20 protein-coding genes and 1 pseudogene are annotated in these 23,889 nt (G+C 64.4%); 9 read left to right on the top strand and 12 right to left on the bottom strand.

Going from position 1 to position 23,889, the window contains the following annotated elements:
- Window positions 1-26: 26 nt before the first annotated feature.
- From AC1DQR_RS00405 to AC1DQR_RS00420, 4 genes are all read right to left on the bottom strand, one after another.
- Window positions 27-1,361 (bottom strand): MFS transporter, encoded by a 1,335-nt coding sequence (locus AC1DQR_RS00405; protein WP_416052290.1) that lies wholly within the window; start codon window positions 1,359-1,361, stop codon window positions 27-29.
- Window positions 1,362-1,639: 278 nt separating this feature from the next.
- Complete coding sequence (locus tag AC1DQR_RS00410) at window positions 1,640-2,584, bottom strand: alpha/beta hydrolase (RefSeq protein WP_416052291.1); 945 nt, start codon at window positions 2,582-2,584, stop codon at window positions 1,640-1,642.
- Window positions 2,568-3,449 (bottom strand): alpha/beta fold hydrolase, encoded by an 882-nt coding sequence (locus AC1DQR_RS00415; protein ID WP_416052292.1) that lies wholly within the window; start codon window positions 3,447-3,449, stop codon window positions 2,568-2,570. Before AC1DQR_RS00415 ends, AC1DQR_RS00410 begins: the two co-directional genes overlap by 17 nt.
- Window positions 3,450-3,487: 38 nt before the next feature.
- The gene (locus AC1DQR_RS00420) at window positions 3,488-4,543 is read right to left on the bottom strand and encodes a sugar phosphate isomerase/epimerase family protein (RefSeq protein ID WP_477132318.1); all 1,056 of its coding nucleotides are present in this window, start codon (window positions 4,541-4,543) and stop codon (window positions 3,488-3,490) included.
- Between the two features lie 123 nt (window positions 4,544-4,666).
- Between AC1DQR_RS00420 and AC1DQR_RS00425 the strand changes: the two genes are divergently transcribed.
- Together AC1DQR_RS00425 and AC1DQR_RS00430 are read left to right on the top strand one after the other, a co-directional pair.
- Window positions 4,667-5,287, top strand: coding sequence for a TetR/AcrR family transcriptional regulator (locus AC1DQR_RS00425; RefSeq protein WP_416053239.1), 621 nt, complete (start codon window positions 4,667-4,669; stop codon window positions 5,285-5,287).
- A gap of 362 nt (window positions 5,288-5,649) precedes the next feature.
- Complete coding sequence (locus AC1DQR_RS00430) at window positions 5,650-6,678, top strand: SGNH/GDSL hydrolase family protein (RefSeq protein ID WP_477132319.1); 1,029 nt, start codon at window positions 5,650-5,652, stop codon at window positions 6,676-6,678.
- Between the two features lie 96 nt (window positions 6,679-6,774).
- Here the strand turns inward: AC1DQR_RS00430 and AC1DQR_RS00435 are convergent, their stop codons facing one another.
- From AC1DQR_RS00435 to AC1DQR_RS00445, 3 genes and pseudogenes are all read right to left on the bottom strand, one after another.
- Window positions 6,775-7,002: a hypothetical protein gene (locus AC1DQR_RS00435; RefSeq protein WP_416053383.1), complete on the bottom strand. Its 228-nt coding sequence runs from the start codon at window positions 7,000-7,002 to the stop codon at window positions 6,775-6,777.
- Window positions 7,003-7,055: 53 nt separating this feature from the next.
- Window positions 7,056-7,388 (bottom strand): annotated as a pseudogene (locus AC1DQR_RS00440) (HipA domain-containing protein); the annotation flags it as partial.
- A gap of 202 nt (window positions 7,389-7,590) precedes the next feature.
- Window positions 7,591-7,836, bottom strand: coding sequence for a DUF3562 domain-containing protein (locus tag AC1DQR_RS00445; protein WP_416052295.1), 246 nt, complete (start codon window positions 7,834-7,836; stop codon window positions 7,591-7,593).
- 443 nt (window positions 7,837-8,279) lie between these two features.
- Here AC1DQR_RS00445 and AC1DQR_RS00450 point away from each other — a divergent pair, with 443 nt between their 5' ends.
- Together AC1DQR_RS00450 and AC1DQR_RS00455 are read left to right on the top strand one after the other, a co-directional pair.
- Window positions 8,280-9,038 carry a CDP-diacylglycerol diphosphatase gene (locus AC1DQR_RS00450; RefSeq protein WP_477132320.1) on the top strand — a complete coding sequence of 253 codons (759 nt, stop codon included), beginning with the start codon at window positions 8,280-8,282 and terminating at the stop codon, window positions 9,036-9,038.
- Between the two features lie 89 nt (window positions 9,039-9,127).
- Window positions 9,128-9,382 (top strand): hypothetical protein, encoded by a 255-nt coding sequence (locus AC1DQR_RS00455; protein WP_183031900.1) that lies wholly within the window; start codon window positions 9,128-9,130, stop codon window positions 9,380-9,382.
- Between the two features lie 67 nt (window positions 9,383-9,449).
- Here AC1DQR_RS00455 and pstS read toward each other — a convergent pair whose 3' ends face one another.
- From pstS to AC1DQR_RS00470, 3 genes are all read right to left on the bottom strand, one after another.
- Window positions 9,450-10,481: a phosphate ABC transporter substrate-binding protein PstS gene (pstS, locus tag AC1DQR_RS00460; protein ID WP_477132321.1), complete on the bottom strand. Its 1,032-nt coding sequence runs from the start codon at window positions 10,479-10,481 to the stop codon at window positions 9,450-9,452.
- A 237-nt stretch (window positions 10,482-10,718) separates the two neighbouring features.
- Window positions 10,719-11,537, bottom strand: a complete 819-nt coding sequence (locus AC1DQR_RS00465; protein WP_416052297.1) for an alpha/beta hydrolase — start codon at window positions 11,535-11,537, stop codon at window positions 10,719-10,721.
- Window positions 11,538-11,666: 129 nt separating this feature from the next.
- Window positions 11,667-12,326, bottom strand: a complete 660-nt coding sequence (locus tag AC1DQR_RS00470) for a helix-turn-helix transcriptional regulator (protein ID WP_416052298.1) — start codon at window positions 12,324-12,326, stop codon at window positions 11,667-11,669.
- Window positions 12,327-12,475: 149 nt separating this feature from the next.
- Here AC1DQR_RS00470 and AC1DQR_RS00475 point away from each other — a divergent pair, with 149 nt between their 5' ends.
- On the top strand, window positions 12,476-12,949 hold the full coding sequence (locus AC1DQR_RS00475) for a RidA family protein (protein ID WP_477132322.1): 474 nt from the start codon (window positions 12,476-12,478) through the stop codon (window positions 12,947-12,949).
- A gap of 33 nt (window positions 12,950-12,982) precedes the next feature.
- Here AC1DQR_RS00475 and AC1DQR_RS00480 read toward each other — a convergent pair whose 3' ends face one another.
- Window positions 12,983-13,939: a LysR family transcriptional regulator gene (locus AC1DQR_RS00480; protein WP_477132323.1), complete on the bottom strand. Its 957-nt coding sequence runs from the start codon at window positions 13,937-13,939 to the stop codon at window positions 12,983-12,985.
- 295 nt (window positions 13,940-14,234) lie between these two features.
- On the opposite strand from AC1DQR_RS00480, the gene AC1DQR_RS00485 reads away from it, so the two are divergent.
- The 4 genes from AC1DQR_RS00485 to AC1DQR_RS00500 all read left to right on the top strand — a co-directional run bounded on the left by AC1DQR_RS00485 (window position 14,235) and on the right by AC1DQR_RS00500 (window position 21,544).
- Window positions 14,235-15,158 carry an alpha/beta hydrolase gene (locus AC1DQR_RS00485; RefSeq protein WP_416052301.1) on the top strand — a complete coding sequence of 308 codons (924 nt, stop codon included), beginning with the start codon at window positions 14,235-14,237 and terminating at the stop codon, window positions 15,156-15,158.
- Window positions 15,159-15,288: 130 nt separating this feature from the next.
- The gene (locus AC1DQR_RS00490) at window positions 15,289-16,569 is read left to right on the top strand and encodes an efflux RND transporter periplasmic adaptor subunit (RefSeq protein ID WP_416052302.1); all 1,281 of its coding nucleotides are present in this window, start codon (window positions 15,289-15,291) and stop codon (window positions 16,567-16,569) included.
- A 224-nt stretch (window positions 16,570-16,793) separates the two neighbouring features.
- Window positions 16,794-19,985, top strand: coding sequence for an efflux RND transporter permease subunit (locus AC1DQR_RS00495; protein ID WP_477132324.1), 3,192 nt, complete (start codon window positions 16,794-16,796; stop codon window positions 19,983-19,985).
- 35 nt (window positions 19,986-20,020) lie between these two features.
- Window positions 20,021-21,544: an efflux transporter outer membrane subunit gene (locus tag AC1DQR_RS00500; protein ID WP_477132325.1), complete on the top strand. Its 1,524-nt coding sequence runs from the start codon at window positions 20,021-20,023 to the stop codon at window positions 21,542-21,544.
- A 96-nt stretch (window positions 21,545-21,640) separates the two neighbouring features.
- On the opposite strand, the gene AC1DQR_RS00505 is transcribed toward AC1DQR_RS00500, so the two are convergent.
- Window positions 21,641-23,722 (bottom strand): patatin-like phospholipase family protein, encoded by a 2,082-nt coding sequence (locus AC1DQR_RS00505; RefSeq protein ID WP_477132326.1) that lies wholly within the window; start codon window positions 23,720-23,722, stop codon window positions 21,641-21,643.
- Window positions 23,723-23,889 lie beyond the last annotated feature (167 nt).

The following is a 23,889-nucleotide window of genomic DNA, read 5'->3' on the forward strand; positions in this document are numbered from 1 at the left end:
TTCGCCAGACGGGACTAGCTACTGGCTTACGCTTCCCGGATCCCGCTCAGCACCTCAGCCTCGACTCCCGGGTTCTGTTCGCCATCCCTGGTAGCAATCAACTCCTTCGGCGTCAGCGGGATCAAGGGCAGGATCAGTGCGTACACCGCGGTCGTGGCGATCACGCAATAGGTGAACCCGTGCGTTGGGCTGCTGTTATAGATCCATGAACCCAGCAGATCGCCGGCACGCGCCGAGAGCGCGAGAACGCCATCCACCAGCATCATCAAGGTACCTTGCAGGCCTGGCGGACAGGACCGCATCGCGAGATCGAGGTACGCTGCCGTGGCTACGCCGCCCATGAGCCCTATCGGTGCCGCCAATACAAGCGCGAGATTGGCTGAGTGAATGAACGCCAGCGGAATCATCTGCGGCACTGCGACGATCGTTCCCCACCACAGCAGCTTGTTCAGCGGTACCTTCTTGCACAGAAAGCCATACAGCAAAAATGTCGGGATGAACGCGGCGGCAAAGATCCCGTTGTAGTACGAGTAGACGGAATCCGACGCATGCAGCGCATTGCTCAGATAGAACTGCAGCGGAGTGGCCGATCCTGGCGCAAAGTTCCACAGAAAGCAGATGAGAACCGCTGGATAGACAGCCTTATGTTTCGCCAGCCGCCTGATATTCCCAACGAGATCTGCACCTCTGGCTTGCGGCTGATCGTAGAGTTGGCCGAAGACGGAAACGGGTTTCCAGAGCCCCAGCGCGGCAATCAATAATGTGACCGTCGCCACCAGGATGAAGGCTTCTTTCGCGGCGAGATGATCCGAGATGTACCCGGAAGCGAACGCGCCCGCGACGACAGGGACGGAGCTGACCACGTTGCATAGCGCGCTCAGGCGCCCGGACATGCGCTTTTCCTGTCCGACCAAGGCGATCAAGCCTTGATAGGCTGCGGCGACAAATCGGGACGACAGCATTGCCAGCAGCATCCCGATGACCAGTCCCGCGTATGAGAAACCTGAAAACGCTATCCAGATGAATGCCACCGCGGTCACTGGGGCGAAGATCAGGAAGAAGCCACGATCGCGCAATCCCAGCGGGTTCCATTGGTCGCGCGCGAGGCCAAAGGCGAACGCGATGTACACGGGTATGCCCGTAACCAGCCGGAATGTCGAGATCTGCGTCGCCGTTGCATGCAACTGATTCTTGAGTATGTACGACGTCTGTATATCCACCAGGAGGCCGGCGGGCGTTGCCAGATAGATGAACAGGGTCAGCCAGCCGAAATACAGCAGGGTTCGGTCACTGCCCTCGGCACCATGGCGAGCGGACGCGGCCGGCGTTTTCGTAGCGGCGCGTTTGAAGTTCTTGGGCATGGGGGCCACGTACACGTCCTCGGAAAACCAATCGGAGGGGCTCCCGTGCATGTGCGGGCTGCGCCACCGGGCATGGTTAACAGAATAGAGTGTCAGTGCGGGAAACGTGTAGGTAAAAAATGGGGCTTGATGTTCCGAGGCCTACCGCATTCACGCGGAGAATGGCGCCCGCGAGCGATATGACGCGCTGCTCGCGGGCGGCGCGATAGCCTGCCCAGCGTCCACCAGGTTCATCCGGAGGCGTCCGGCGCGTTGCGCGCCTGAGTGGTATCCGAAGGCTACGCCCGTAGCGCCGCTTTCATCATGGCGCCGACGCGATCGAACAGGCATTGCGCAGCAGGCGCCACGCCGAGCAGGTGAATGCAGGCATGCACCATGCCGGGCAAGCGAGTCTGTTGCACGATGACGCCCGCGTCGGCGAGCCGGCGGGCGTAAGCCTCGCCTTCGTCGCGCAGTGGGTCGTACTCGCAGACCAGAACGGTGGCGGGCGGCAGGCCACCGAGTTGCCCTGCGCGCAGTGGCGACGCATACGGCGAGCCGTTGTCCGCCGGTCCGCGCAGGTAGGCCGACCAGCAGGAGGCCATCACATCTCGCGTCAGGTAGTAGCCCTTGGCAAACTCCGTGTAGGAGTCTGAGTCCATCGTGCTGTCCAAAGCGGGATACAGCAGCAGCTGATGCGCGATGGCGGGGCCATTGCGGTCGCGTGCCAACAGGGCCGCGGCGGCGGCAAGGTTGCCGCCGGCGCTGTCGCCGCCTACCGCGATCCGCGTTGGATCGATGCCGAGTTCCGCAGCCTTGTCGAATGCCCACACCACCGCGCGATACACGTCCTCCAGCGGTACAGGGAACTTATGCTCGGGTGCGAGCCTGTAGTCCACCGACAGCACCACGCAGCCGGTGGCGTTGGCCAAGGCGCGGCAGGGGTTGTCGTAAAGCGCCAGCGAGCAGAGAACCCAGCCTCCGCCGTGCGCGAACACGATGGCGGGCAGCGGCGCGTCAGCTTGCCGCGACGCCGTCGGCCAGTAGCCGCGAATCCTGATCTCGTGGCCGTCATCGGTTGTCACGCTGAACATCTTGATCGCGGCCACGTCCTGCAAGGGGCCGTGCAGCGCAGGCAAATCGCGTTCGGTGGCGTGGCGCATCTCCGCTAGCGACGTCTCACCGCCGCTTGCCGGTAACGCAGCCAGGAAGAGAGCGATATCCACATCAACGGACATGCGCATGCCCTCCCTGCTGCGCTTCCAGGAACGGCAGCAGTTCAGCCATGAATGCCTCTGGTGCCTCCTCCATGATGAAGTGGCCGCAGTCCGGCACCACCACGCCGCGCAGGTCGATTGCGTTGTCGCGCAGCGTCTCCAGTGGCGCGTCGTTGGTCGCATGCTCCGCGCCGATGGCTAGCACCGGCATCGCCAGCTTGCGCTTTGCGCGTTCGCGGTTCTGCCGCACCGTTTCCGGAATCGCGCGGTAGTAGGCGAAACCGCCGCGCAGGCCGCCCGGCGCCGAATAGGCCTCGATGTAGGTGTCCACGGCCACGCGGTCGCGGCGATGGGACCACTGGTCGAACATGAAATTCAGGTAGGCGGCCTCACGCCCGGCGATCAGCGTCTCGGGAAGATCGGCTACCTGGTTGAACATGAAGTGCCACAGGAACTTGTTCTCGGCAGGTGGGGCGAAGATGCTCGGCGCAGGCGCAAGTCCGGGGATCACGGCCTCGGTAAGCGCCAGCCGCGTGACTGCGTCGGGATGGTCGCTGGCCAGCGCGTAGGCCACCCACATGCCCACATCGTGGCCGACTACCTGATAGCGATTGTGGCCCAGCGCCGCCATCACGCGGTGCAATGTGTGGGCAGTGGCGCCGGTGTCGTAGCCCGTGGGCGGCCGGTCGGAGTGCCCTGTACCCGGCGGGTCGACCGCGACGGCGAGGAAGCCGCATTGCGCGAGTGCCGCCATCACGTGGCGCCAGGCGAACCACGTCTGCGGCCAGCCGGGAATCAGCAGAACCGGCTGGCCGCTGCCTGCGGTAACGCAGTGGACACGGTGGCCGTCGATGCGTACATAGGTGTGCGTGTGTTGGGCGTTGTCTTGCATGGATGTCTTCATTGGATGCGATGGATGCGATGTTGGTGTCAGGCGATGCCGAGCATGCTGTCGATCTGGGCCTTGTTGACGGCGGCGCCAGCAAAGTCGTCGAAGATGCGCGAGGTCACGCGGATGATGTGGCGGTTGATGAAATCCACGCCTTCGCGCGCGCCGTCTTCCTGGTCTTTCAGGCAGCACTCCCACTCAAGCGTGGCCCAGCCTTGGTAGTCGTATTGCGCAAGCTTGGAGAAGATCGACTTGAAATCGACCTGGCCATCGCCCAGGGAGCGGAAGCGTCCGGCGCGCTCGGTCCACGACGTATAGCCACCATAGATGCCTTGCCGCCCGCTTGGGTTGAACTCGGCATCCTTGACGTGGAACATGCGGATGCGGTCGCGGTACAAGTCGATGTAGTCCAGGTAGTTCAGCTGTTGCAGCACGAAGTGGCTGGGATCGAACAGGATGTGGCAGCGCGGATGGTCGCCAACCAGGCCGAGGAAGCGCTCGAAGGTGGCGCCGTCGTGTAGGTCTTCGCTGGGGTGAATCTCATAGCAAAGGTTGACGCCTTGCGCATCGCAGGCATTGAGCACCGGCAACCAGCGTTTGGCGAGTTCATCGAAGGCGGCTTCGATCAAGCCTTCCGGGCGCTGCGGGAACGGGAACAGGTAAGGCCACGCGAACGAGCCGGAGAAGGTGCCCATCTCGGTCAGGCCAAGCCGGCGCGACGCCTTGGCGGCAAGCTGGAGGCGCTCCAGCGCCCAGGCGGAGCGCGCCTGCGGATTGCCGCGCAGCGCGGGCGGCGCGAAGTTGTCGCACATTGAATCGTAGGCGGGATGCACCGCCACCAGCTGCCCGAAGATATGCGTGGTCAGTTCGCTGATGACCAGGCCGTGCCCGGCCAGCATGCCTTTGACTTCGTCGCAGTATGTCTGGCTTTCCGCTGCGGTCTTCACGTCGAACAGGCGCTCGTCCCACGCTGGAATCTGCAATGCCTTGAAGCCGATGTCGGCGGCCCATTTGGCGATGGCGGGCAGCGTGTTGAACGGCGCTTGCGTGTCGCTGAACTGGGCGAGGTGGAGACTTGGACCTTTGATGGTTTGCATGGATTGAACCGCCTATTGTTTGTTGATCGACAAAGAATAGATGGCAAGGATGAGGAAGTCAACCGTGTTCGGCGCCGCGACGGTAAAATGCACGCCGCGACAGCATTCACTCACGAGCAGAACATGGCCGGACGCCCCAGAGAATTTGATCGAGACCAAGCCCTGAATACGGCCATGACCGTGTTCTGGGAGCGCGGCTATGAAGGCGCGTCGATGTCGACGCTGGTCGAGGCGCTGGGCCTGGCCTCGGCGCGCATCTACGCGGCGTTCGGCAGCAAGGAAGCGTTGTTCCGGGAAGCGGTGGCGCTCTACGAGGCAGGCGAAGGTGGCTTCGCGGATCGCGCCATGCAGGAAGAGGAGTCGGCCAGGCAGGCCATCGAACGCTTGCTCAACGACGCGGCGCGGACCTACACCAAACGCGGCCGTCCGCATGGCTGCCTGGTGGTGTCCGCTGCCAGCAGCTGCGCACTCGAGAACGAACCGGTGGCCGACTGGCTGGCAGAACATCGCCGCCAGCGCACGCAATCCATCATTGACCGGTTGCATGCGGCGGTGCAAAGCGGTGAACTGCAGCAGGACACCGACATCGCCGCGCTTGGCGATCTCTACGGCGCGCTGCTGCACGGCATCTCCGTGCAGGCCCGCGACGGCGTCAGCCGCGCCCGCTTGCAGGCGATGATCGGGCCCGCGATGCTGGCTCTGGATGCTGCTGCAGTCCCTGGCAAAGCCGACTCTCAACGTTGATTCGGAAGAGTGGCGCTCGCTGCACCGGGTGCGGTCCCTGCTTGCTGATCTGGGCCGGATTGACATCCACCATGTCCGGCACCGTACCGACTGCACGGCCCGTTCAGGTCACTATAATCGATGCGTTATGCGTTATGCGTTATGCGTTATGCGTTATGCGGCATCGCGCAGAGCCCTTCGCCAGTCTAGCTACTGACGGGCTACTGATGGGCTACTGATGAGCCGCCGATCAGCGGCAAGGCAGCCATGTGCGCTTTGCACTCGTCAGCCTGACAAGGTACCTATCGCAAGAGCGATATGCGGGCAGGCGATCGGCCCGCCACGTGGCGGCGGTTGCCCGGCCAACCTGTGGGGGAGAAACCATGCAAAGAAGCATCGATCAGGTACGTGCCGCGATGCTTGCCGTGGTGATTTCACTGGTTGCCGCATGCGGCGGGGATGGAGGCGGAGGCGGCTCGGTTAACGGCAGCGGAGCGGGCGCCCCGGCGGGCGGCATTGCTTTGCAAGTTGTTTCGTTTGGCGACAGCCTGTCGGACGTCGGGACCTTTGCGCCGATCGCTAGCGCGGTCGGCGGGGGGCGATTCACAACCAATCCTGGGCAAGTGTGGACTCAGGATGTTGCGCAATACTACGGCGATACGCTAAGCGCCGCGTTTACGATCGACATTACGCATCAGTTGAGTGCGCAAAGCGGCCTCGGCTATGCGGAGGGCGGCGCCACGGTGGCAACGCCGGCAAACCTGAACAATTTTCTGACTGACGTGATCGGTAACGTCGAAATGCCTGTCAACCAGCAGGTTTCGAGCTATCTATCCGCACACGGGAGCTTCAACGCCAATCAGCTAGTGCTGATCTGGGGCGGCTCGAATGACGTGCTTCGCGCCGGGGAGTTGCCGGCCGCGGCGCCGACCGTGCAGACGGCGGCAACCACCTTGGCGCAGATTATTGGACAGATCATCGAGAACGGCGCCACGCATGTCGTCGTGGTCAATGTCCCGAATGTCGGACTATCGCCCAAAGGCATTGCCTCCACCGACGGCGGGGCAAACCTGACCCAGCTATCGCAAATCTTCAACAACAGCTTGAACGCTGCCTTGCAGGCCGGTGGCCTGCAAGGCAAGGTCATCCAGATCGATTCTTATACATGGGAGAACCAGATCATCGCGAGCTTTCAGGCCAATGGCTTCGTCGTGTCAAACACCAGCGCCGCCTGCGATCCTGCGAAAACGCCTCACGACACGGCCTTGTTGTGCTCGCCGGCTACCTACGTGACGGCCAATGCCGATCAGACCTACATGTTCGCCGACGACCTTCATCCGGCGACGCGCCTGCATGCATTGTTCGCCCAGTTCGTTGAGCAGCAGATCGCCAGGAGTGGTCTTGGTCACTGAGCCTGGGAAAATGATGACTCGCCAGCAGAATCGTCGGGTTCCAGCACGTTCGTTTTTTTGCCAGCATGGCCCCAGAGCATGCGGGCGTGCTTGCTCTCAGGCCAGCCGCTCGAGCTGCCGGCTGACTTCGTCGAGCCAGGCCTGCTGCCGTCCGGCAATCTCAGCAAATTCTGAACTGGCCAGCGGGTGCTCGGCGAGGCGCCGCCAGTATGCGCGGGCCAACGGCAGCATTTCGTGCCATACGCTGGCCGGCGGCTGAGTGGGCAGTGTGAACGCGGGTAGGCTGTCTCGCATCGTGCCGCTGCGGTCGGGGGCCAGGGCCATGGGCAGCATGTCATAAGCAGGGGCCTGTGACAGAGGGGCATGGTGCCTTCATGCAGAAAGGCAAGGTTGCGATTGTGCATATCACTGTTGCCGATCGGGCGGCCGAAGGCATATAGCCGGCAGACATCCTGATGCGATTGCTTCGTAATGCGGGCCTGCTTGAGTAGTGCTTCGGTGAGTTCCGGCCAGATCGCGCGAGCCCGCCCGACGAATTCCGCGTCCAAGGTGGCCAGTGACACCACGCCACGCCGACCACCCTGCTCAGTGCGGTCGAAGCGCGATAGCTGCAGGAAACACTGGCCGTTAGCATCCAGCACTTCGCTATTTGCAGCTGATAGGCCGTGATTGGCCAACTGTTGCAGGGCGAGATGCTCCGCCAGCAGCAAGTCGCGCCAACGATAGTGGGGGAGAGCGTATGCGCCGTAGGAGGCTTGTCTGTGTCTGTGTCTGTGCTACGCGGACAAGCGGAGAGAATCGGACAAAGCGGCGTTTGGTACGCAGAAAGCCGGTGGTCTTAGGAACGACGCTCCACCACCCCTCTAGCTCAGGTGCGGCGCGCGCCGACGACGACTTCGGCCCCTTCGGCTGCTAAACGTAGCGCGGCGGCGCGGCCGATGCCGGAACAGGGGGCGGTGGCAGCGCTGAAGATTGCCGTTGTTTCCGAAACGCCTCCGTCACGCGCCTGGCGGCAAACAGTGGCAGGTAGTCGTGAATCTTGGCGCCGGCCTGAAGCTCGTGCCAGGCGGCGAAATACGCGCGCTCCACCTCCTCCACCGGGACTTTCAGGGCTTCCGATATCCTGGCGATCATCGAGGACTGTGATTCAGTTTTCATATTGCCTGCCACCCCGCAGGAATGCGGTGCGTGATGCGGTGCTGGCGCGCGTTGCTTGAGGGCGGAAGAGCGAAAGGGCTTGGTCAGGCACTCGCCTGATCATCGGTGGGGCGCATTCTCAAGTATAGGAATGCAGCGTCGCTATACGCGCCATCGTGTTGCCATATTTGTCCTGCACAATGCAGTCTATGCCGACTCAGGTGGATAAGTTCTGAATGCCAATACCCACGACTGCCCCAGGCCTGGATCGTCGTAGTCGTCGTAACGAGTCGGTTGGCCTCTCCCTCGCTTTGTGGTCTCACCGTGCGTCCAAGAATGCCGGGGATGCTGGGGATGGGGTGCGCTTTGCTTTTTTGTTCGCGGGGTGTGGAGCCATCAGGTTGATGGCTCTTTTTGTTTTTGGTGCCACGGCGCGGCGATTGGCCATGCTGCTGGTGCTATGCATGACGCCGAGAGCCTGGGCCGATGCGGACGTCGGGTTTCTTGCGATGTTTGCCAAGGACGGGCTGTGGCGTAACGTGCAGGCGCGCTGCCTGGCACCCGGCGCGCCGCATCACCCCGATTGCGTGGTGGTGGATCGTGAAAAGGGCCTGGTGCTCTACAAGGATGCGATCGGCCGCTCACATTTTCTTGTCATTCCGGATCATCGCGTGACTGGCGTGGAGGAACGTGGCGTGTGGGAGGACGGCGGGGCGAACCCGTGGGCATTCGGCTGGGACGTCAGGCGGTTTGTCGGGCAGGCACGCGGGCGGCCGTTGCCCGATGGCATCCTGGGCCTGGCGATCAATGCAAAGGCGGCGCGCAGCCAGGAGCAGATGCATATCCATCTGGACTGCATCAGCCGGGATGCCAGGGACTTTGTCGCCGGCGCGAGCGCGCGTATCGGGACCGCCTGGACGGCGCTGCGGTTCATGGGCAAGCCGGTACAGGCGGTTTTCGTGCCTTCGCCGGGAGCGGCGATGCCCGTCAATCCATTCCTGCTTATCAAGCATCGTCTTGGCGAGGCAGCGTCTGCCGTGCCGGACCGGGGCGTGTTTGTCACCTATGTGGCGGATGCCAAGGGCACGGGCGGCTTTGTCATCGTGGACCAGCCGGTCGATCGTGAGGCTGGCAGCAATGGACACGCCAGCGATTTCCTGGACCGCCAGTGCAAACTGGCGCAAGAGGATGTGCAAGAAGACGCGCCAGCGGCGCTTGAGTAACCTCGGCTTCGAGGCTGCCAAACCGGGGTTGCGCTCGCGCAAGCCGTTGCTAGAATGAATGTCCCCGATCAGCATGCAGGAGTGCAGCCATGGCAACGTATCAGCGCGGCGATTTGTTCCTCGTCACTTCTGTTGAGGAATTGCCCTGGGGGCGTTACAGAGGGTTTGTGACCATGATGGAGGGCACGCAGACGCAAGCGTCATCACGGCACACTTGCCCCATGTGCAGGGACAATCCGCTCCAGGCCCATGAGGACGCCGACGCCGATGTCGAGTACGCCTACAGGCACTATCTCTCGGATCATATTGACTGGAGCGCCCACGCCGGCGATACGGAGCACTGAGCGGAATCAGGGAACCCGCTGCAGCGCGGGGCTTCCCGAACGCACTACCCGCACTCACTACCCGCACTCACTTCAGGTTCTCTCCCCAGTAGGCTTCGATCTGCTTGACCAGCGCGGGTGGCAGCGCCACGTAGTGCTCTGCCGCGGCATCAGCCTGCCCGTCATTCAGTGCCCAACGGAAGAATGCGAGAGCGGCTTTGGCGCTGGCGGGATCCTTCGGGGCCTTTGGCATGATCACGAACACGGCGCCGGTAATTGGCCACGCCTGCGTGCCGGGCGCGTCCGTGATGACCTGATAGAAGTCGGGGTGCTGGCTCCAGTCTGCGGATGCTACCGCTGCGCTGAAGCTCTCCCGCGCGGGCTCGATAAACGCACCGTCCCGGTTTCGCACGGCCGTGTAGGGCAGCTTGCGTTGCAGTGCGTAAGTCAGCTCGACATAGCCGATCGCTCCTTTGACATTCTTGATGTAGGTGGCCACGCCCTCGTTGCCGTTGGCGCCGACGCCTGCCGGCCATTTGACGGTGGTGCCCGAGCCCACGCTGCCTTTCCATTCGTCGCTGACCTTGGACAGGTAGTCGGCCCAGTTGAAGGTTGTGCCGGAGCTGTCGCTGCGATGCACGACCAGGATCTTTTGATTGGGGAAGTGGATGCCGGGGTTGATCGCGCCGATGGCCGGGTCATCCCAGTTGGCGATCTTGCCCAGATAAATATCCGCCAGCAGTTGGCCGGTAAAACGGATCTGGCCCGCGGCTACACCGTCCAGGTTGATGATCGGCACCACGCCACCGACAACCAGCGGAAACTGGGCTAGCCCGGCTGCGCGTAATTCATCTGGCTTGAGCGGCATGTCGGAGGCACCGAAGGTGACATTGGCCGCCTTGATCTGCCGGATGCCGTTGCCCGAACCGGTGGGCTGGTAGTTCACCTCCTGGCCGGTCTTGGCGTAGTAGGTGGCCGCCCATTTCACCAGCAGCGGATAGACGAAAGTGGAGCCAGCGCCGGTGATATCGCCCGCGTGCGCGGACAGCGCACAGCCGGCGAACAGGCTGGCGAGCGTGGCGTTGCGCTTCACGTTTTGCCAAAAGAGGGTCGGAGTCATTTCGCAATCTCCCAGGCATGTCAGTGAACGGCGCACTTAGTGCATGTACGCCCGTATTGGACGTACTGCATGTAACGCTTCAACGGCGCGGTCCGCCGGGGAGGTCACATGCTTATCCTAGCACTCGCTACCTTGTTACCGGCAAGGCGTTTTGCAAGCACGACGAGGAGGCGCAACGGTGCGTCATCGCGTTGTCATGATGTTGTCACTGGGTCGTCATGATGGCTTGCCGAGTCCTTACTTTTCCGCCATCCACTGCGCCACGGCTTTTACCACTTGCGGCTCGATCCCGTTAAACCCGTGATAGGACATGGCCTCGCACGGGTCTCCTACGCTTTTGCCGCCGGCGAAGTGGATCAGTCCGGCCTTGGGGGCTTTGGCCAGCTTGTCCATCAGTCCTTGCACTTCGTTGTACGGGCACTGCTTGCAGCCATCCTGCTCGTGATGGACCACGAGCACGGGTATCTTGAGTTTGTCGAGGGCCATCGCCGGCACCTGTTGGCCGCGATCGTCGCGCAGGATGGTGGCGGTCAGCACGATGCCATCGGGGCCGCCATCGTCCGCTAGCCGGATCGCGGTGGACGCCACCGACTGGGTGCCGCGGCTGGTGCCGACCAGCCAGACGGGCAGGTTGGTGTGGCTGCGCATCCAGGCGATCACGGCCTTGGTGTCTTCGGCATGCTCGGTGGACAGGCGGAAGCCGGTCAGGTAGGGCCAGGACAGGCGGTCGCTCGGCGCATCGATGACGGCAACCGCGAACCCGTTGTCGACGAAGAGCTGGCGCGAGCGCACGAGGAAATTGCCGGCACCCCAGGCAACGCCCCCGTTGGGGTAGATGTTCAGGCCACCATGCCCGCCCGCGTAGAGGATCACCGCAGCCGTGGGCTGTGCGGGCGCCAGATACAGGAAGCGCTGCGTCACGCCCGGGCGGGTCGGGATGTCAACCACCTGTGGTGTGGTCTGCGCGCGCGCAGCCAGGGTGCAGAGCAGCAGCGTGAGGCAGAGCGTGGCCTGGTTCAGCCATCGCGGCGGCGTGTTTGCTTGGCGGCAAGGCATGGGTTGTCTCTCCGGGGTTCGAATTTCGAATTGGCTGGCGGGGCAGGGCGCCCGTGGCCGTGCGGCACGATAGCACCGGCGGCGGGCATGACCAATCCACGCAAACACCAGCCTTGGCGTCTACGCCACCTACGCCGCGGCGCTGACCCGATACACGCAGCGCCGCGCGTTGCTCAGCAGATGCTCTTCGCGGGTGACCGTCGCTTGCGCCCCGACGACCTCCTGGAAGATCCGCAGCTCGGCCCGGCAGAACCCCTGGCAGGTCTGCGCGGCGGCGCAGATCGGGCAATGGTCTTCGATCAGCAGCCAGTCCTTGCCGTCTTGCTCAAGGCGCGCCATGTAGCCTTCGGCCTGGCGCAGCGCGGCGAGCGTGGCCAGCCGCTGCTGCAACTCGCCCTGGCCGGCGACGGCCGCGAGATATTGCGTGCGGGTTTCGGACTCGCGCTGGCCGATCAGCTTGTCCATGCCTTCCTCGCCGAACAACTGCCGCACCGATCCGATCAGCTGGATGGTGAGTTGCGCGTGGGTATCGGGAAAGCGGCCGTGCCCGCTGGCGGTGAGGACCCAGTCCTGGCGCGGCCGGCCTGCGCCGCCGGCGCTTTGCTGGCGGCCCTCGATCAGCCCGGCGGCGAGCAGCTTCTGCACCTGCTGGCGCGCGGCCTCGGCGGTGCCGCCCAGCGCCTGGGCGATCTGCGTGGTCGAGGCCGCGCCCTTGGTCTTCAGCAGGAACAGGATGCGATCACCCGGAGACCCTGTAGGGTTATCCAAGTTATTGTTTGCATAATTCATGGGTGCGCCCTAATATCCAAAAACTGTCTTGGATATTAGGGCAGGCGGACGGCAATGTCGAGCCTGCCCTGCATCCGGCCAAGCCGACTATTGCTGCCTCAACGCTGTCTCAGTGCTGTCTCAGCGCTTTCTATCAAGGAAACCGTCCCATGCAAGCCACTCGTACCCAACATGCATCGCGCCAGCTCACCATGCTTAATCCGCTTGGTCTCTATGATCCCAGCGCCAACGGTTACTCCCATGTGGCGATGGTCGCGCCCGGCGCGGGCCTGGTCTGCGTGGCCGGGCAGGGGGGGGAGCGCGCGGACGGCAGCCTGCCTGACAGTTTCGAGGCGCAGGTGCGCCAGGCGTTCGACAACCTGGGCGTGGCGCTGGCCGCCGCGGGCGCGCAACTGCGCCACGTGGCCAAGCTGACCGTGCTGGTGGTGGATCACGACGAGGCGCGCCTGGCCGTGCTGGCGGCGGCGGTGGAGCGGGCCTGGGGCGATGCGCCCAAGCCGGCGTGCACCTTGATTCCGGTGCCGCGGCTGGCGCTTGACGGGATGTTGTTCGAGGTGGAGGCGCTGGCTGTGGCGGAGGGCTCAACCTCCTCAGCGTCCTCCTCGTCCACCGGCGCGGTGTAGCCGGTGCCAATGCGCGGTACGCCGGCGTTGCGCTCAGGCCGCCAGCTTGGGTTGCCGGGATGGCTGAGGCTGTCCCGCCTGGGTCTCGCCAAACTGCGGATGGTGCGCGAACAGCTCGGCCACCCAGTTGACGAACACGCGCACCTTGGCCGACAGGTGGCGGTTCTGCGGGTACATCGCGGCGATCGGCAACGAGTCTGTGGGCCAGTCGGGCAGTACTTCGACCAGCCGGCCGCTTTCCACATAGGGCAGGGCCATGGCGCGCGAGATGCGGGCGATGCCGTGGCTTTCCAGCGCGCAGCTCAGGTAGACGTCGCCGTCGTTGGTGGAGATGGACGAGGGCAGCAGCATTTCCGTGCGCTGCTCGCCTTGCCCGAGCGGCCACGGTACTTCGCGGCCGGTGAGGTTGGACAGGTAGTTCACGGCCCGGTGCTGCACCAGCTCGCTGGGCTGGGTGGGCGTGCCGTTGCGCTTGAGATAGATCGGCGAGGCGTAGAGCCCCAGCCGCAGCTGGCCGATGCGGCGCGCCACCATGGTGTCGTCCACCGGGTCGCCCACGCGCAGCACCACGTCCACGCCTTCCTTGAGCAGGTCGATGGGCTTGCCGTTGATGGTGAGCTCCATCTTGAGCTCGGGGTAGGCGGTAAAAAACTCATGCAGCTTGGGGATCAGCACCAGTTGCGCCAGCCCGGCGGTGGTGTCCACGCACAGCGTGCCGCGCGGCGTGTTGTTCTGGTGGGTGAGGGATTGCTCGGCCTCTTCCACGTCCGCCAGGATCCGCACGCAGCGCTCGTAATAGGCGGCGCCGTCGGTGGTCACGCTGATGCGCCGGGTGGTCCGGTGCAGCAGCTTCACGCCGAGATGGGTTTCCAGGTTCTGGATCAGCCGGGTGAGCGTGGCTTTCGGCAGGTCCATGGCCTCGGCCGCGCGCGCAAAGCTGCCGACATCCACCACGCGGGTGAAAGCCTGCATTGATACGAGACGATCCATGTTCACTCCCCTGGGTAAGGAAACAGGCAGGTCTGGCTGGCGGGGCAGGCACCCGGGTGGGGTGCGGCCCGGCGTGGCTCATGACGGCTTGCGCGGCTGCGGAAGTGCGGGAGTGGAGCACAAAATGGATGACCTTGCACAGCGAAGGGTTTCCCGGGCGCCACATGCCCGATTATTTCACCGGAGAAACAGTGCATTGGTAAAGCCTCGCTTTATCCCACCTTCATCAACCACCATAATTCGCTGCATCGCAATATGCAATGGATGCGTCGCCATCGCGCCGCACGTGACCGACATGTCGCCCTCGCAATCGAAAGCCGCAGCAGCAGCCTTAGCAGCCGAACTGGCCGAGGGGCGCGTGACCGAGCACGCGGTGGAGAGCTGCGGGCGCACCATCACGGTGCGCCTGAATTACCCGCCGGGCTATCCGGAGGGCAAGGCCGCCCCGTCGCTGCCATGGCTGATCTACCTGCATGCGGGCGGCTTTGTGGACGGCAGCCTGGAGAAATCCCAGCGCCTGGCGCGCTCGCTGGCCGTTACCGTGCCTGCGGTGGTGGTCACTCCGGCGTATTCGCTGGCCCCCGATTTTCCGTTCCCGGCGGCGCCGGAGGACGTGTTTCATACCGCCGAATGGGTGCTGCGCCATGCGCGCCGCCTGAAGGTGGACAAGCTGCGCTTTGCCCTGGTGGGCGAAGAGGCGGGCGGCAACCTGGCGATCGCGCTGTCGCAGATGCTGCGTGACCGCGGCTTGCCCGAGCCGCGCGCGCAGTGGCTGATCCGCCCGGTGACCGATCCGTGCCTGCAGCACGCCTCGTGCTCGGTCGGGCAGGGCGGGCGCAGCGTGCCGCTGGAAATGCTCCAGCGCCTGGCGGGCTACTACCGCGATTACCTGCCGACCCCGGCCGCCAGTGTGCATCCCTACGCGGCCCCGGCGCTGGCCTCGCGGCTGGCCGGCCTGCCGCCCACCTTTGTGCAGGTGGCGGAAGAAGATGCATTGCGCGCCGAAGGCGAAGCCTTCGTCAGCCGCCTGCAGACGGCCAGCGTGCCGGCGCAGGTCCAGATCATGCCCGGTGCCTGTGGCGCCGGCGTGGAAGTGTCCCACGACCGATGTCAGGTGTGGATAAACGAAGGCGCGCGTTACCTGCAAGGCTATCTTGCCGGCGACGACGACGCCTCACCCAAGGCCGAACGCCAGACAGGAGCCAGCCCGCCCGGCTGATCCCGCGTTACCAATAAGCCAAGCCGGCCTGCGAGAAGCAGGCGTACCGGGCGCGCTCCGGCGGGGGCGTTCGTCCTATTTTTGCTTTCCAGTTGAAGAAAACCCGCAGACGGAATACGGAGTCAAGAAAATGAATCAGCAAACTCGACGCACCATGATTGCCCTGGCCATCGTCGCAGTGCTCGGCGCTGGCCTGGCCACCTCGATCTTCAAGCCCTGGCACGCCGGCGAGGCGCAGGCCGTGCCTGGCCCGGCAGCACCCACCACCGTGGACGTGGCAGCGGCCCTTGGCAAGACCATCACCGAATGGGACGAGTTCTCCGGCCGTCTGGAAGCGGTGGACCGGGTTGAGATTCGCGCCCGCGTTGGCGGTACCATCGACGCCGTGCACTTCCGTGAAGGCGCGCTGGTGAAGAAGGGCGATCCGCTATTCACCATCGACCCGCGTCCTTATGCCGCGGAGGTAGCGCGTGCGGAAGCCGCGCTGGCCGCCGCGCAAGTGCGTGCCAGCCACGCGCAGACGGAGCTGGCGCGCGCGCAGCGCCTGGTGCAGGACAACGCGGTATCGCGCCGCGAGTTCGATGAGCGTGACAACGGTTCGCGCGAAGCCATTGCCAATGTGCGTGCCGCACAGGCCTCGCTGGATGTGGCTCGCCTTAACCTGACCTATACGCGCATCACCGCGCCGGTCAGCGGGCGCGTGTCGCGCGCCGAGATCACGGTGGGCAACCTGGTGGCGGCCGGTGCTGGCACGCCGGTGCTGACCACCGTGGTGTCGGTCTCGCCGGTCTATGCCAGCTTCGAGCTCGATGAGCAGACCTACCTGCGCTATACGGCGGACAAAGCGTCTGGCGCGTCGGGAGCATCCGGTGGCGAAGGTGGCCAGTCAAAGCTCCCGGTGTTCCTGGGCCTGGCCAACGACGAGGACTATCCGCGCGAGGGCCATATCCAGTCGCTGGACAACCGGCTCGATACCAAGAGCGGCACCATCCGCGTGCGCGCCGTGTTCGACAACCCGGACGGCCGCCTGCTGCCGGGACTGTATGCGCGCATCAAGCTCGGCGGCGGCACGCCGCATCCGGTGGTTCTGATCAACGACCGCGCCATCGGCACCGACCAGGGCAAGAAGTTTGTGCTCGTGCTGGACGGCGCCAACAAGCTGGCGTATCGCGAAGTCACGCTTGGGCCGTCGTATGAAGGGCTGCGCGTGATCCGCCAGGGTTTGAAGGCCGACGAGAAGATCGTGGTCAATGGCCTGCAGCGCGTGCGCCCCGGCATCACGGTCGCGCCCAAGCCGGTCGATATGGCGTTCAAGCGCGAACTGGATCAACGCGGCGAATCGGCTGACCGCAAGCAAGCGGCCACGGAGAAGATCACGGATAAGGCGGCCGACGCAAAGCCGGTGACCTGAGCCGATCCGGCATGAACCGCATGCGCTGAATCCGTCAAGGGTTTGCTCCCCTCTCCCGCATGGCGGGAGGGGGGCTGGGGAGAGGGCGGGCGCATCCATAGTGCGCCGGCTTTGAAAGTACCTCTCCCCCGAGGCAAAACCATTTTTTAGCTTCCCCGCTCCACATGGCGCCTGCCATTCAGGCCGCCAGGGGGAGCCCTTTCGCCAAGACTGCCGAGACTGAGATGAATCTCTCGAAATTCTTTATCGACCGGCCTATCTTTGCCGGCGTGCTATCGGTGCTGATCTTCCTGATCGGCGCCATCTCGATGTTCAAGCTGCCCATCTCGGAGTATCCCGAGGTGGTGCCCCCGTCCGTGGTGGTGCGCGCGCAGTATCCGGGCGCCAACCCCAAGGTGATTGCCGCGACCGTGGCGTCTCCGCTGGAGGAGCAGATCAACGGCGTCGAGGACATGCTCTACATGTCGTCGCAAGCCAATAGCGATGGCCTGCTGACGCTGACCGTCACCTTCAAGCTCGGCACGGATCCGGACAAGGCCCAGCAGCTCGTGCAGAACCGCGTGGCGCAGGCCGAGCCGCGCCTGCCGGAGGACGTGCGGCGCCTGGGCATCACCACGGTGAAAAGCTCGCCCGACCTGACCATGGTGGTCCACCTGGTCTCGCCGAACGACCGCTACGACATGACCTACCTGCGCAACTATGCGGTGATCAACGTCAAGGACCGCCTGGCGCGGATCCAGGGCGTGGGCCAGGTGCAGCTGTTCGGCTCGGGTGACTATTCCATGCGCGTGTGGCTGAACCCCGAGAAGATGGCCGAGCGCAAGCTGGTGGCCGCCGACGTGGTCAAGGCCATCCGCGAGCAGAACGTGCAGGTGGCCGCCGGTGTGATCGGCGCCTCGCCCGCGCTGCCGGGCGCTGACCTGCAGCTCTCGGTGAACGCGCAGGGCCGCCTGGAAACCGTGGAGGCCTTTGGCGACATCATCGTGGCGACCTCGCCCGATGGCGGCGTGACCTACCTGAAGGACGTGTCCCGCATCGAGCTGGGCGCGTCGGAGTACGCGCTGCGCTCGCTGCTGGACAACAAGTCCGCGGTGGCCATTCCGATCTTCCAGGCCCCGGGCTCCAACGCCATCCAGATCTCGGACGACGTGCGCAAGACCATGGAGGAGCTCAAGCAGAACTTCCCCGATGGCGTGGACTACAGCATCGTCTATGACCCGACGCAGTTCGTGCGCCATAGCATCGAGGCCGTGACCCACACGTTGTTCGAAGCCATCGCCCTGGTGGTGCTGGTGGTGATTCTGTTCCTGCAGACGTGGCGCGCCTCGGTGATTCCGCTGCTGGCCGTGCCGGTGTCGATCGTGGGGACGTTCGGGCTGATGCATGCCTTTGGCTTCTCGATCAATGCGTTGTCACTGTTCGGGCTGGTGCTCGCCATCGGGATCGTGGTGGACGATGCGATCGTGGTGGTGGAGAACGTCGAGCGCAATATCGCCGAGGGGTTATCGCCAAAAGAGGCCACCTACAAGGCCATGCGTGAGGTGAGCGGCCCGATCATCGCGATCGCGCTGACGCTGATTGCCGTGTTCGTGCCGCTGGCCTTCATGACGGGCCTGACCGGTCAGTTCTACAAGCAGTTCGCGCTGACCATCGCCATCTCGACCATCATCTCGGCCTTCAATTCGCTGACGCTGTCGCCGGCCTTGTCCGCGCTGCTGCTGCGCGGCCACGATGCGCCGAAGGACTGGCTCTCGCGCGGCATGGATCGCGTGCTGGGTGGCTTCTTTGGCCGCTTCAATCGTTTCTTTGGCGCCAGCGCCGATCGTTACGGCAAGGGTGTGAAGGGCGTGATCTCGCGCAAGACAGCGGTGTTCGGCGTCTACGCCGTGATGCTGGCGCTGACCTGGGGCGTGTTCCAGCTGGTGCCCAAGGGCTTTGTGCCGGCGCAGGACAAGCAGTACCTGGTGAGCTTTGCCAAGCTGCCTGACGGCGCCACGCTTGACCGTACCGAAGACGTGATCCGCCAGATGTCCGACATCGCGCTCAAGCAGCCGGGCGTGGAATCGGCGATTGCCTTCCCGGGCCTGTCGATCAATGGCTTCACCAACAGCCCGAGCGCTGGCATCGTCTTTGTCTCGCTCAAGCCGTTTGAAGAACGCAAGACCAAGGAACTGTCGGGCAACGCCATCGCGGCGCAGCTCAACGGCAAGTACGCGGCGATCCAGGACGCCTTTATCGCCGTGTTCCCGCCGCCGCCGGTTCAGGGCCTGGGCACCATCGGCGGCTTCAAGATGATGATCGAGGACCGTGCCGCGCTGGGTTACGACGCGCTGTTCGACGCGACCAACGCCTTTACCACCAAGGCGCGTGCCACGCCGGAGCTGGCCGGTATCTTCACCAACTACCAGGTCAACGTGCCGCAGCTGGATGTGAAGCTGGATCGGGTAAAGGCCAAGCAGCTGGGCGTGCCGGTGACGGACGTGTTCGACACGCTGCAGACTTACCTTGGCTCGGCCTATGTCAACGACTTCAACAAGTTTGGCCGGACCTACCAGGTCAAGGTCCAGGCGGATGCGCAGTTCCGCGCCCACGCCGAGGACATCCTGCAACTGAAGACGCGCAACAGCGCGGGCGACATGGTGCCGCTGTCGTCGCTGCTCACCGTCAACCAGGGCTTTGGCCCGGACAGCGTGATCCGCTACAACGGCTTCACCGCGGCGGACATGAACGGCGGCCCGGCCCCGGGCTTCTCCTCGGGCCAGGCGCAAGCCGCGGCCGAGCGCATTGCGGCCGAGACGCTGCCCAAGGGCATCAAGTTCGAGTGGACCGACCTGACCTACCAGGACATCCTGGCCGGCAACGCGGGGGTATGGATCTTCCCGCTGTGCGTGCTGCTGGTGTTCCTGGTGCTGGCCGCGCAGTACGAAAGCCTGACCTTGCCGCTGGCCGTGATCCTGATCGTGCCCCTAAGCCTGCTGGCCGCCATGACTGGCGTGTGGCTGACCAAGGGCGACAACAACATCTTCACGCAGATTGGTTTCATCGTGCTGGTGGGGTTGTCAGCGAAGAACGCGATCCTGATCGTGGAGTTTGCGCGGGAGCTGGAGCATGAAGGCCGCTCCATCGTGGCCGCCGCCATTGAAGCCAGCCGCCTGCGCCTGCGCCCGATCTTGATGACGTCGTTCGCGTTCATCATGGGTGTGGTGCCGCTGGTGGTGTCCACCGGCGCGGGTGCCGAGATGCGCCATGCGATGGGCGTGGCGGTGTTCGCCGGGATGCTGGGCGTGACCTTCTTCGGGCTGTTCCTGACGCCGGTGTTCTACGTGGCGCTGCGTATGCTGGCGACCCGTGGCGAGCGCCGCACGGTGTCGGACGCGCCGTCGGCGAGCCACAAGGCTATCGCCTCTGCTGAGTAAGGGTGATCGACATGAACGCAACATTGACATCCAAGATGACATCGCTACTGCCTGCGGCGCTGCCGCGCCTGGCCACGCTGGCCGTGGCCCTGATCCTGGCGGGCTGCTCGCTGGCGCCGACCTACAAGGTGCCGGAAAGCGCGACCGCCGCCACGCCGGCCTACAAGGAAGCGATGGCCGCGCAAGCCGAAGGCACGCAATGGAAGGTGGCCACGCCCGCCGAAGGCGCGCAGCGCGGCGAATGGTGGAGGATATTCGGCGACGCCGATCTCGACCGCCTGATTGCCACGGCCACCGAGTCCAACCAGGACCTGGCGATCGCCGCGGCGCGCCTCAAGCAGGCCCGCGCCTTCACCGGCGTGGCCGAGGCCGACCAGTACCCGCAGTTGAGCGTGGGGCTGGACCCGACCCGCACGCAATTGTCGGCCGCCTCGCAAGGGCTGCCCGATGGCACCAAGGTGGCGCCGCAGACGGTGCTCAGGGCACGCGCCTTTGCCAGCTACGAGCTTGACCTGTTCGGCCGCGTGGCCGACAACGTCAAGGCGGCGCGCGCCGAAGGCGATGCGGCGGAAGACCTGTATCGTTCGGTGCTGCTGGCGCTGCAGGCGGACGTGGCGCAAGCCTACTTCGCGCTGCGCACGCTGGACAGCGAGCGCGACCTGCTCAACGCCACCATCACCCTGCGCGAGGACGCGCTCAAGCTGCTCAAGCGCCGGTTCGACGAAGGCGAGACCACCGACCTGGATCCTGCCCGCGCAGAAGCCGAACTCGGCACGGCCCGCGCGGACCTGGCTGGCATCGAGCGGCGCCGCGCCAACCAGGAGCACGCGCTGGCGGTGCTGACCGGCGCGCCGCCGGCCGCCTTCACGCTGGCCGCGCGCCCGCTGGACGCCGTGCTGATCACCGTGCCGGCGGGGCTGCCCTCCGATTTGCTGGAGCGCCGTCCCGACATCGCGCAAGCCGAGCGCCTGATGGCGGCGGCCAATGCGCGCATCGGCGTGGCGAAGGCCGCCTTCTATCCACGCATCACGCTGAGCGGCTTGTTCGGCTTTGAGTCGAGCGACCTGTCGAACCTGTTCAAGTGGTCCTCCAGCGCGTGGGCGCTGGGGCCGCTGATCGGCAGCACGATCGCCGCCCCGATCTTCGACGGGGGCCGCAACAAGGCCAACCTGGCGGCGGCGCGCGCCCAGCACGAGGAAGCGGTGGCGAGCTACCGCCAGAGCGTGCTGACCGCGATGCGCGAGGTGGAAGACAGCCTGGCGGACGTACGCTGGCTGAGCCAGCAGGCCGGCGCATTGGACGGCGCACTGGGCGGCGCCCGCCGCGCGGCCAAGATCTCGCGCAGCCGCTACGAGGCGGGCGCGGTGGATTACCTGACGGTGATCGATGCGGACCGCACGGTGCTGCAGTCGCAGCGCGACGCCAACCAGGTGGCCGGGCTGCGTGCCTCCGCCACGGTGGCGCTGGTGCGCCGGCTGGGCGGCGGGTGGGGGCCGTTGCCGGATGCCGCACCCAGTGTGGCGCAGGCGGGCACTGGCCCGCTGGCCGTGAACCATTGAGCGCAGGCAGCGGGGTGTCCCGCTGCCTGGCTGTGCTTGCGTTGCCGCGCGATGGGCCCGTATGCGTCGGACAACCGGCCGTACGGGCTCGCTGCGCTATTCTTTGGCAAACAACCGGCTTTCGCGCAGCGAGCGTGCACCCAGTACGCCGAGGTAACGATAGGCACGCGCAAGGTTGACACTGCTGTTATAGGTGGTGCCGACGGTCGTAGTCTGTGGCCAGCGCCAGACCGGATCGCGTATCTGCTCGAACAAGTACTGCAACACAGGGCAGCTGTACTCGAATCCGTCAGGATCGAAGGCCTTGTATCCGATACAGTTTTGCACCTCCGCGTATTTTTTGTCATCGATCAGATAGGCCGCCTTGGCCATCCAGCGCGCTCGATCCAATCCAGACATCAGATAGAACACCTCCGCGCAAGCTGGCTGAACGCATTTTTCCGACGCGGCGGCTTGCGTATCGTCGAGCGGGACGATACGGCCTCGCCAAACCGCATTGCGCCAGCGCAAGGGGTTGACGGCTCCCGGCACGGGTTGCTTGGCTTCGGCAGACAAGATGGCTGTCTTGAGGCGAACCTTGTCGGCATCGCATTGGGCTGTGAGGTCGAACATCTCCTCGTTTGGCTCCGACGGATGGCCGAAGAACACGATATGCCGCTTCGGCGACTGCTGGCGCAGATAGCGATTGACTGCGCAAAGCGAAGCCAAGTCCGAATAGCCATCGCGCTCGCCGGTGGCGGTGAAATCCTGTTCCCCCGCCACTACGATCAGCTTGTCCATGCCGCGCCGAATCAGGCTGACCATCCCAAGGTTGTCGCCACTTTGCCCGCCGTCGGACAAATGAATGGTGGGGCCGCTGTTCGATGAAGGGAGGTCATTCAGGTAGTAGAACGGCCAGGGCAGCAGCGAGTGCCAGCGGCGCGTGGCGTCGCCGACGCGATAGTTGGCGATATCGATTCCCCACCGCGAGTTCGTTAGCGTCAGCACGCTGTTGACCGCGAAACGGTTGTATTGCCGTTGGGCGGTGTCGAAGAAGGCAGCCGAAGCTAGCACGGTGTCGGCGACGCCGACGCCCAGGTCGTCCAGATAGCCCCGCACGTAGCCGAAGCGGCCAGCGCCGTAACCAAACGGTGTGGCCTCAAAGACGGCTTCGGACAGGTCATAAGGTGCGGAATCGACATCCAGCAGCACATTGCCACTCGCTGCCGTGGCGTTGATGATCCAGATCGGCACGCGCGGACTCGCAGGCGATGCCGAATAGAGCGTCCTCAGCCGCCTGAATGTCAGCGAGTTCATCTGCGCTGCGATATCCGCGCTCCAGAGGGGCGCTGGAACCTCCTCGCCTGCGGACGGCTGATAACCGTAGGTCCGGAAAATCCCTCGCGCATATTGCTGCTGCGAGGGCGAGGTGGGCAGACGCCAGTCAAACAACACGCCACTGAGTAGCGCCACGGGCGCGGTGGAGATGTTCTCCAGCGCCGTAAAGGCCGCTTTGCGCACAGGCTCTGTACGGTCATAGCGCTTGGACGTTCCGCCGGGCGCGGTGAACAGGATGTCCTGGTAGCAATCCACCCACCCGAGGTTCCGGTTGTCCTGAACGGCGGGTTCCTGTGCCGGGGTGAATATCTTCTCGCAGGCACCTGCCTGGGCCACGTCCAATTGCAGGTCTTTCTTCAGCCCTCCCGGGCTGGCAGCAGGCACGTAGCCCTCGGTGCCAACCGTCTTTTCCTTTGGGGGGAAACTAACGGGACGGATATCCGCGAAGTACCGCTTGAGGGGCCCGAGTTCGGGCTTTTCGCTGACCCTCAATGCGTTGGCGTATAGGTAAAGTGCCGCATAGCTGCCACCCGACACGCTGGAGATATAGTCGATGCTGCCCAGCCCGTCGGCGTTGACTAACTCCTGCAAGACGCCAAGCGCGAACGGTGCCGCCTTTGACCCACCTCCGGACAGTGCTAGCCCGACGCGCGGACTGTTAATTCGGGATCCCACTTCCGCAGCGTAAATGGCCTCTGGTTCGAGTGATTGGCTGTCGTTCAGGCAGTTGCTAGCCGCGGGGGCGGTGCAGGGCGGTAGCGGCATGCGCAGGTCCTGAGCCCCGGCGAGATCGGGGTTCCGATAACCCACGGCGCAGCCCGCCATTGCCAGTCCCAGGCAGGAAACTAGTGCTTTGCGCATATACCTCGTCTCCATAGAGCCATCCGGCCTTTTTACCTTCTCTGCTTTTTCTGCCTTTTCTGCGCTGAGCATAGCAACCAGCCAATGGCCAGAATACGGCCAATTGGGGGTAAGCATTTCATGGGATGGGCGAGGTGGCCGTCCCCGTGATAGGGCGGCTTGCATGC

The organism is Cupriavidus sp. 05L411 (genome assembly GCF_056398045.1).

Bases quoted from the DNA above. Each gene is read 5' to 3' on its own strand.
- AC1DQR_RS00405 (WP_416052290.1), bottom strand. From the start codon at position 1,361: ATGCCCAAGAACTTCAAACGCGCCGCTACGAAAACGCCGGCCGCGTCC.
- AC1DQR_RS00410 (WP_416052291.1), bottom strand. From the start codon at position 2,584: ATGCGCATGTCCGTTGATGTGGATATCGCTCTCTTCCTGGCTGCGTTA.
- AC1DQR_RS00415 (WP_416052292.1), bottom strand. From the start codon at position 3,449: ATGCAAGACAACGCCCAACACACGCACACCTATGTACGCATCGACGGC.
- AC1DQR_RS00420 (WP_477132318.1), bottom strand. From the start codon at position 4,543: ATGCAAACCATCAAAGGTCCAAGTCTCCACCTCGCCCAGTTCAGCGAC.
- AC1DQR_RS00425 (WP_416053239.1), top strand. From the start codon at position 4,667: ATGGCCGGACGCCCCAGAGAATTTGATCGAGACCAAGCCCTGAATACG.
- AC1DQR_RS00430 (WP_477132319.1), top strand. From the start codon at position 5,650: ATGCAAAGAAGCATCGATCAGGTACGTGCCGCGATGCTTGCCGTGGTG.
- AC1DQR_RS00435 (WP_416053383.1), bottom strand. From the start codon at position 7,002: ATGGCCCTGGCCCCCGACCGCAGCGGCACGATGCGAGACAGCCTACCC.
- AC1DQR_RS00445 (WP_416052295.1), bottom strand. From the start codon at position 7,836: ATGAAAACTGAATCACAGTCCTCGATGATCGCCAGGATATCGGAAGCC.
- AC1DQR_RS00450 (WP_477132320.1), top strand. From the start codon at position 8,280: ATGACGCCGAGAGCCTGGGCCGATGCGGACGTCGGGTTTCTTGCGATG.
- AC1DQR_RS00455 (WP_183031900.1), top strand. From the start codon at position 9,128: ATGGCAACGTATCAGCGCGGCGATTTGTTCCTCGTCACTTCTGTTGAG.
- pstS (WP_477132321.1), bottom strand. From the start codon at position 10,481: ATGACTCCGACCCTCTTTTGGCAAAACGTGAAGCGCAACGCCACGCTC.
- AC1DQR_RS00465 (WP_416052297.1), bottom strand. From the start codon at position 11,537: ATGCCTTGCCGCCAAGCAAACACGCCGCCGCGATGGCTGAACCAGGCC.
- AC1DQR_RS00470 (WP_416052298.1), bottom strand. From the start codon at position 12,326: ATGAATTATGCAAACAATAACTTGGATAACCCTACAGGGTCTCCGGGT.
- AC1DQR_RS00475 (WP_477132322.1), top strand. From the start codon at position 12,476: ATGCAAGCCACTCGTACCCAACATGCATCGCGCCAGCTCACCATGCTT.
- AC1DQR_RS00480 (WP_477132323.1), bottom strand. From the start codon at position 13,939: ATGGATCGTCTCGTATCAATGCAGGCTTTCACCCGCGTGGTGGATGTC.
- AC1DQR_RS00485 (WP_416052301.1), top strand. From the start codon at position 14,235: ATGTCGCCCTCGCAATCGAAAGCCGCAGCAGCAGCCTTAGCAGCCGAA.
- AC1DQR_RS00490 (WP_416052302.1), top strand. From the start codon at position 15,289: ATGAATCAGCAAACTCGACGCACCATGATTGCCCTGGCCATCGTCGCA.
- AC1DQR_RS00495 (WP_477132324.1), top strand. From the start codon at position 16,794: ATGAATCTCTCGAAATTCTTTATCGACCGGCCTATCTTTGCCGGCGTG.
- AC1DQR_RS00500 (WP_477132325.1), top strand. From the start codon at position 20,021: ATGACATCGCTACTGCCTGCGGCGCTGCCGCGCCTGGCCACGCTGGCC.
- AC1DQR_RS00505 (WP_477132326.1), bottom strand. From the start codon at position 23,722: ATGCGCAAAGCACTAGTTTCCTGCCTGGGACTGGCAATGGCGGGCTGC.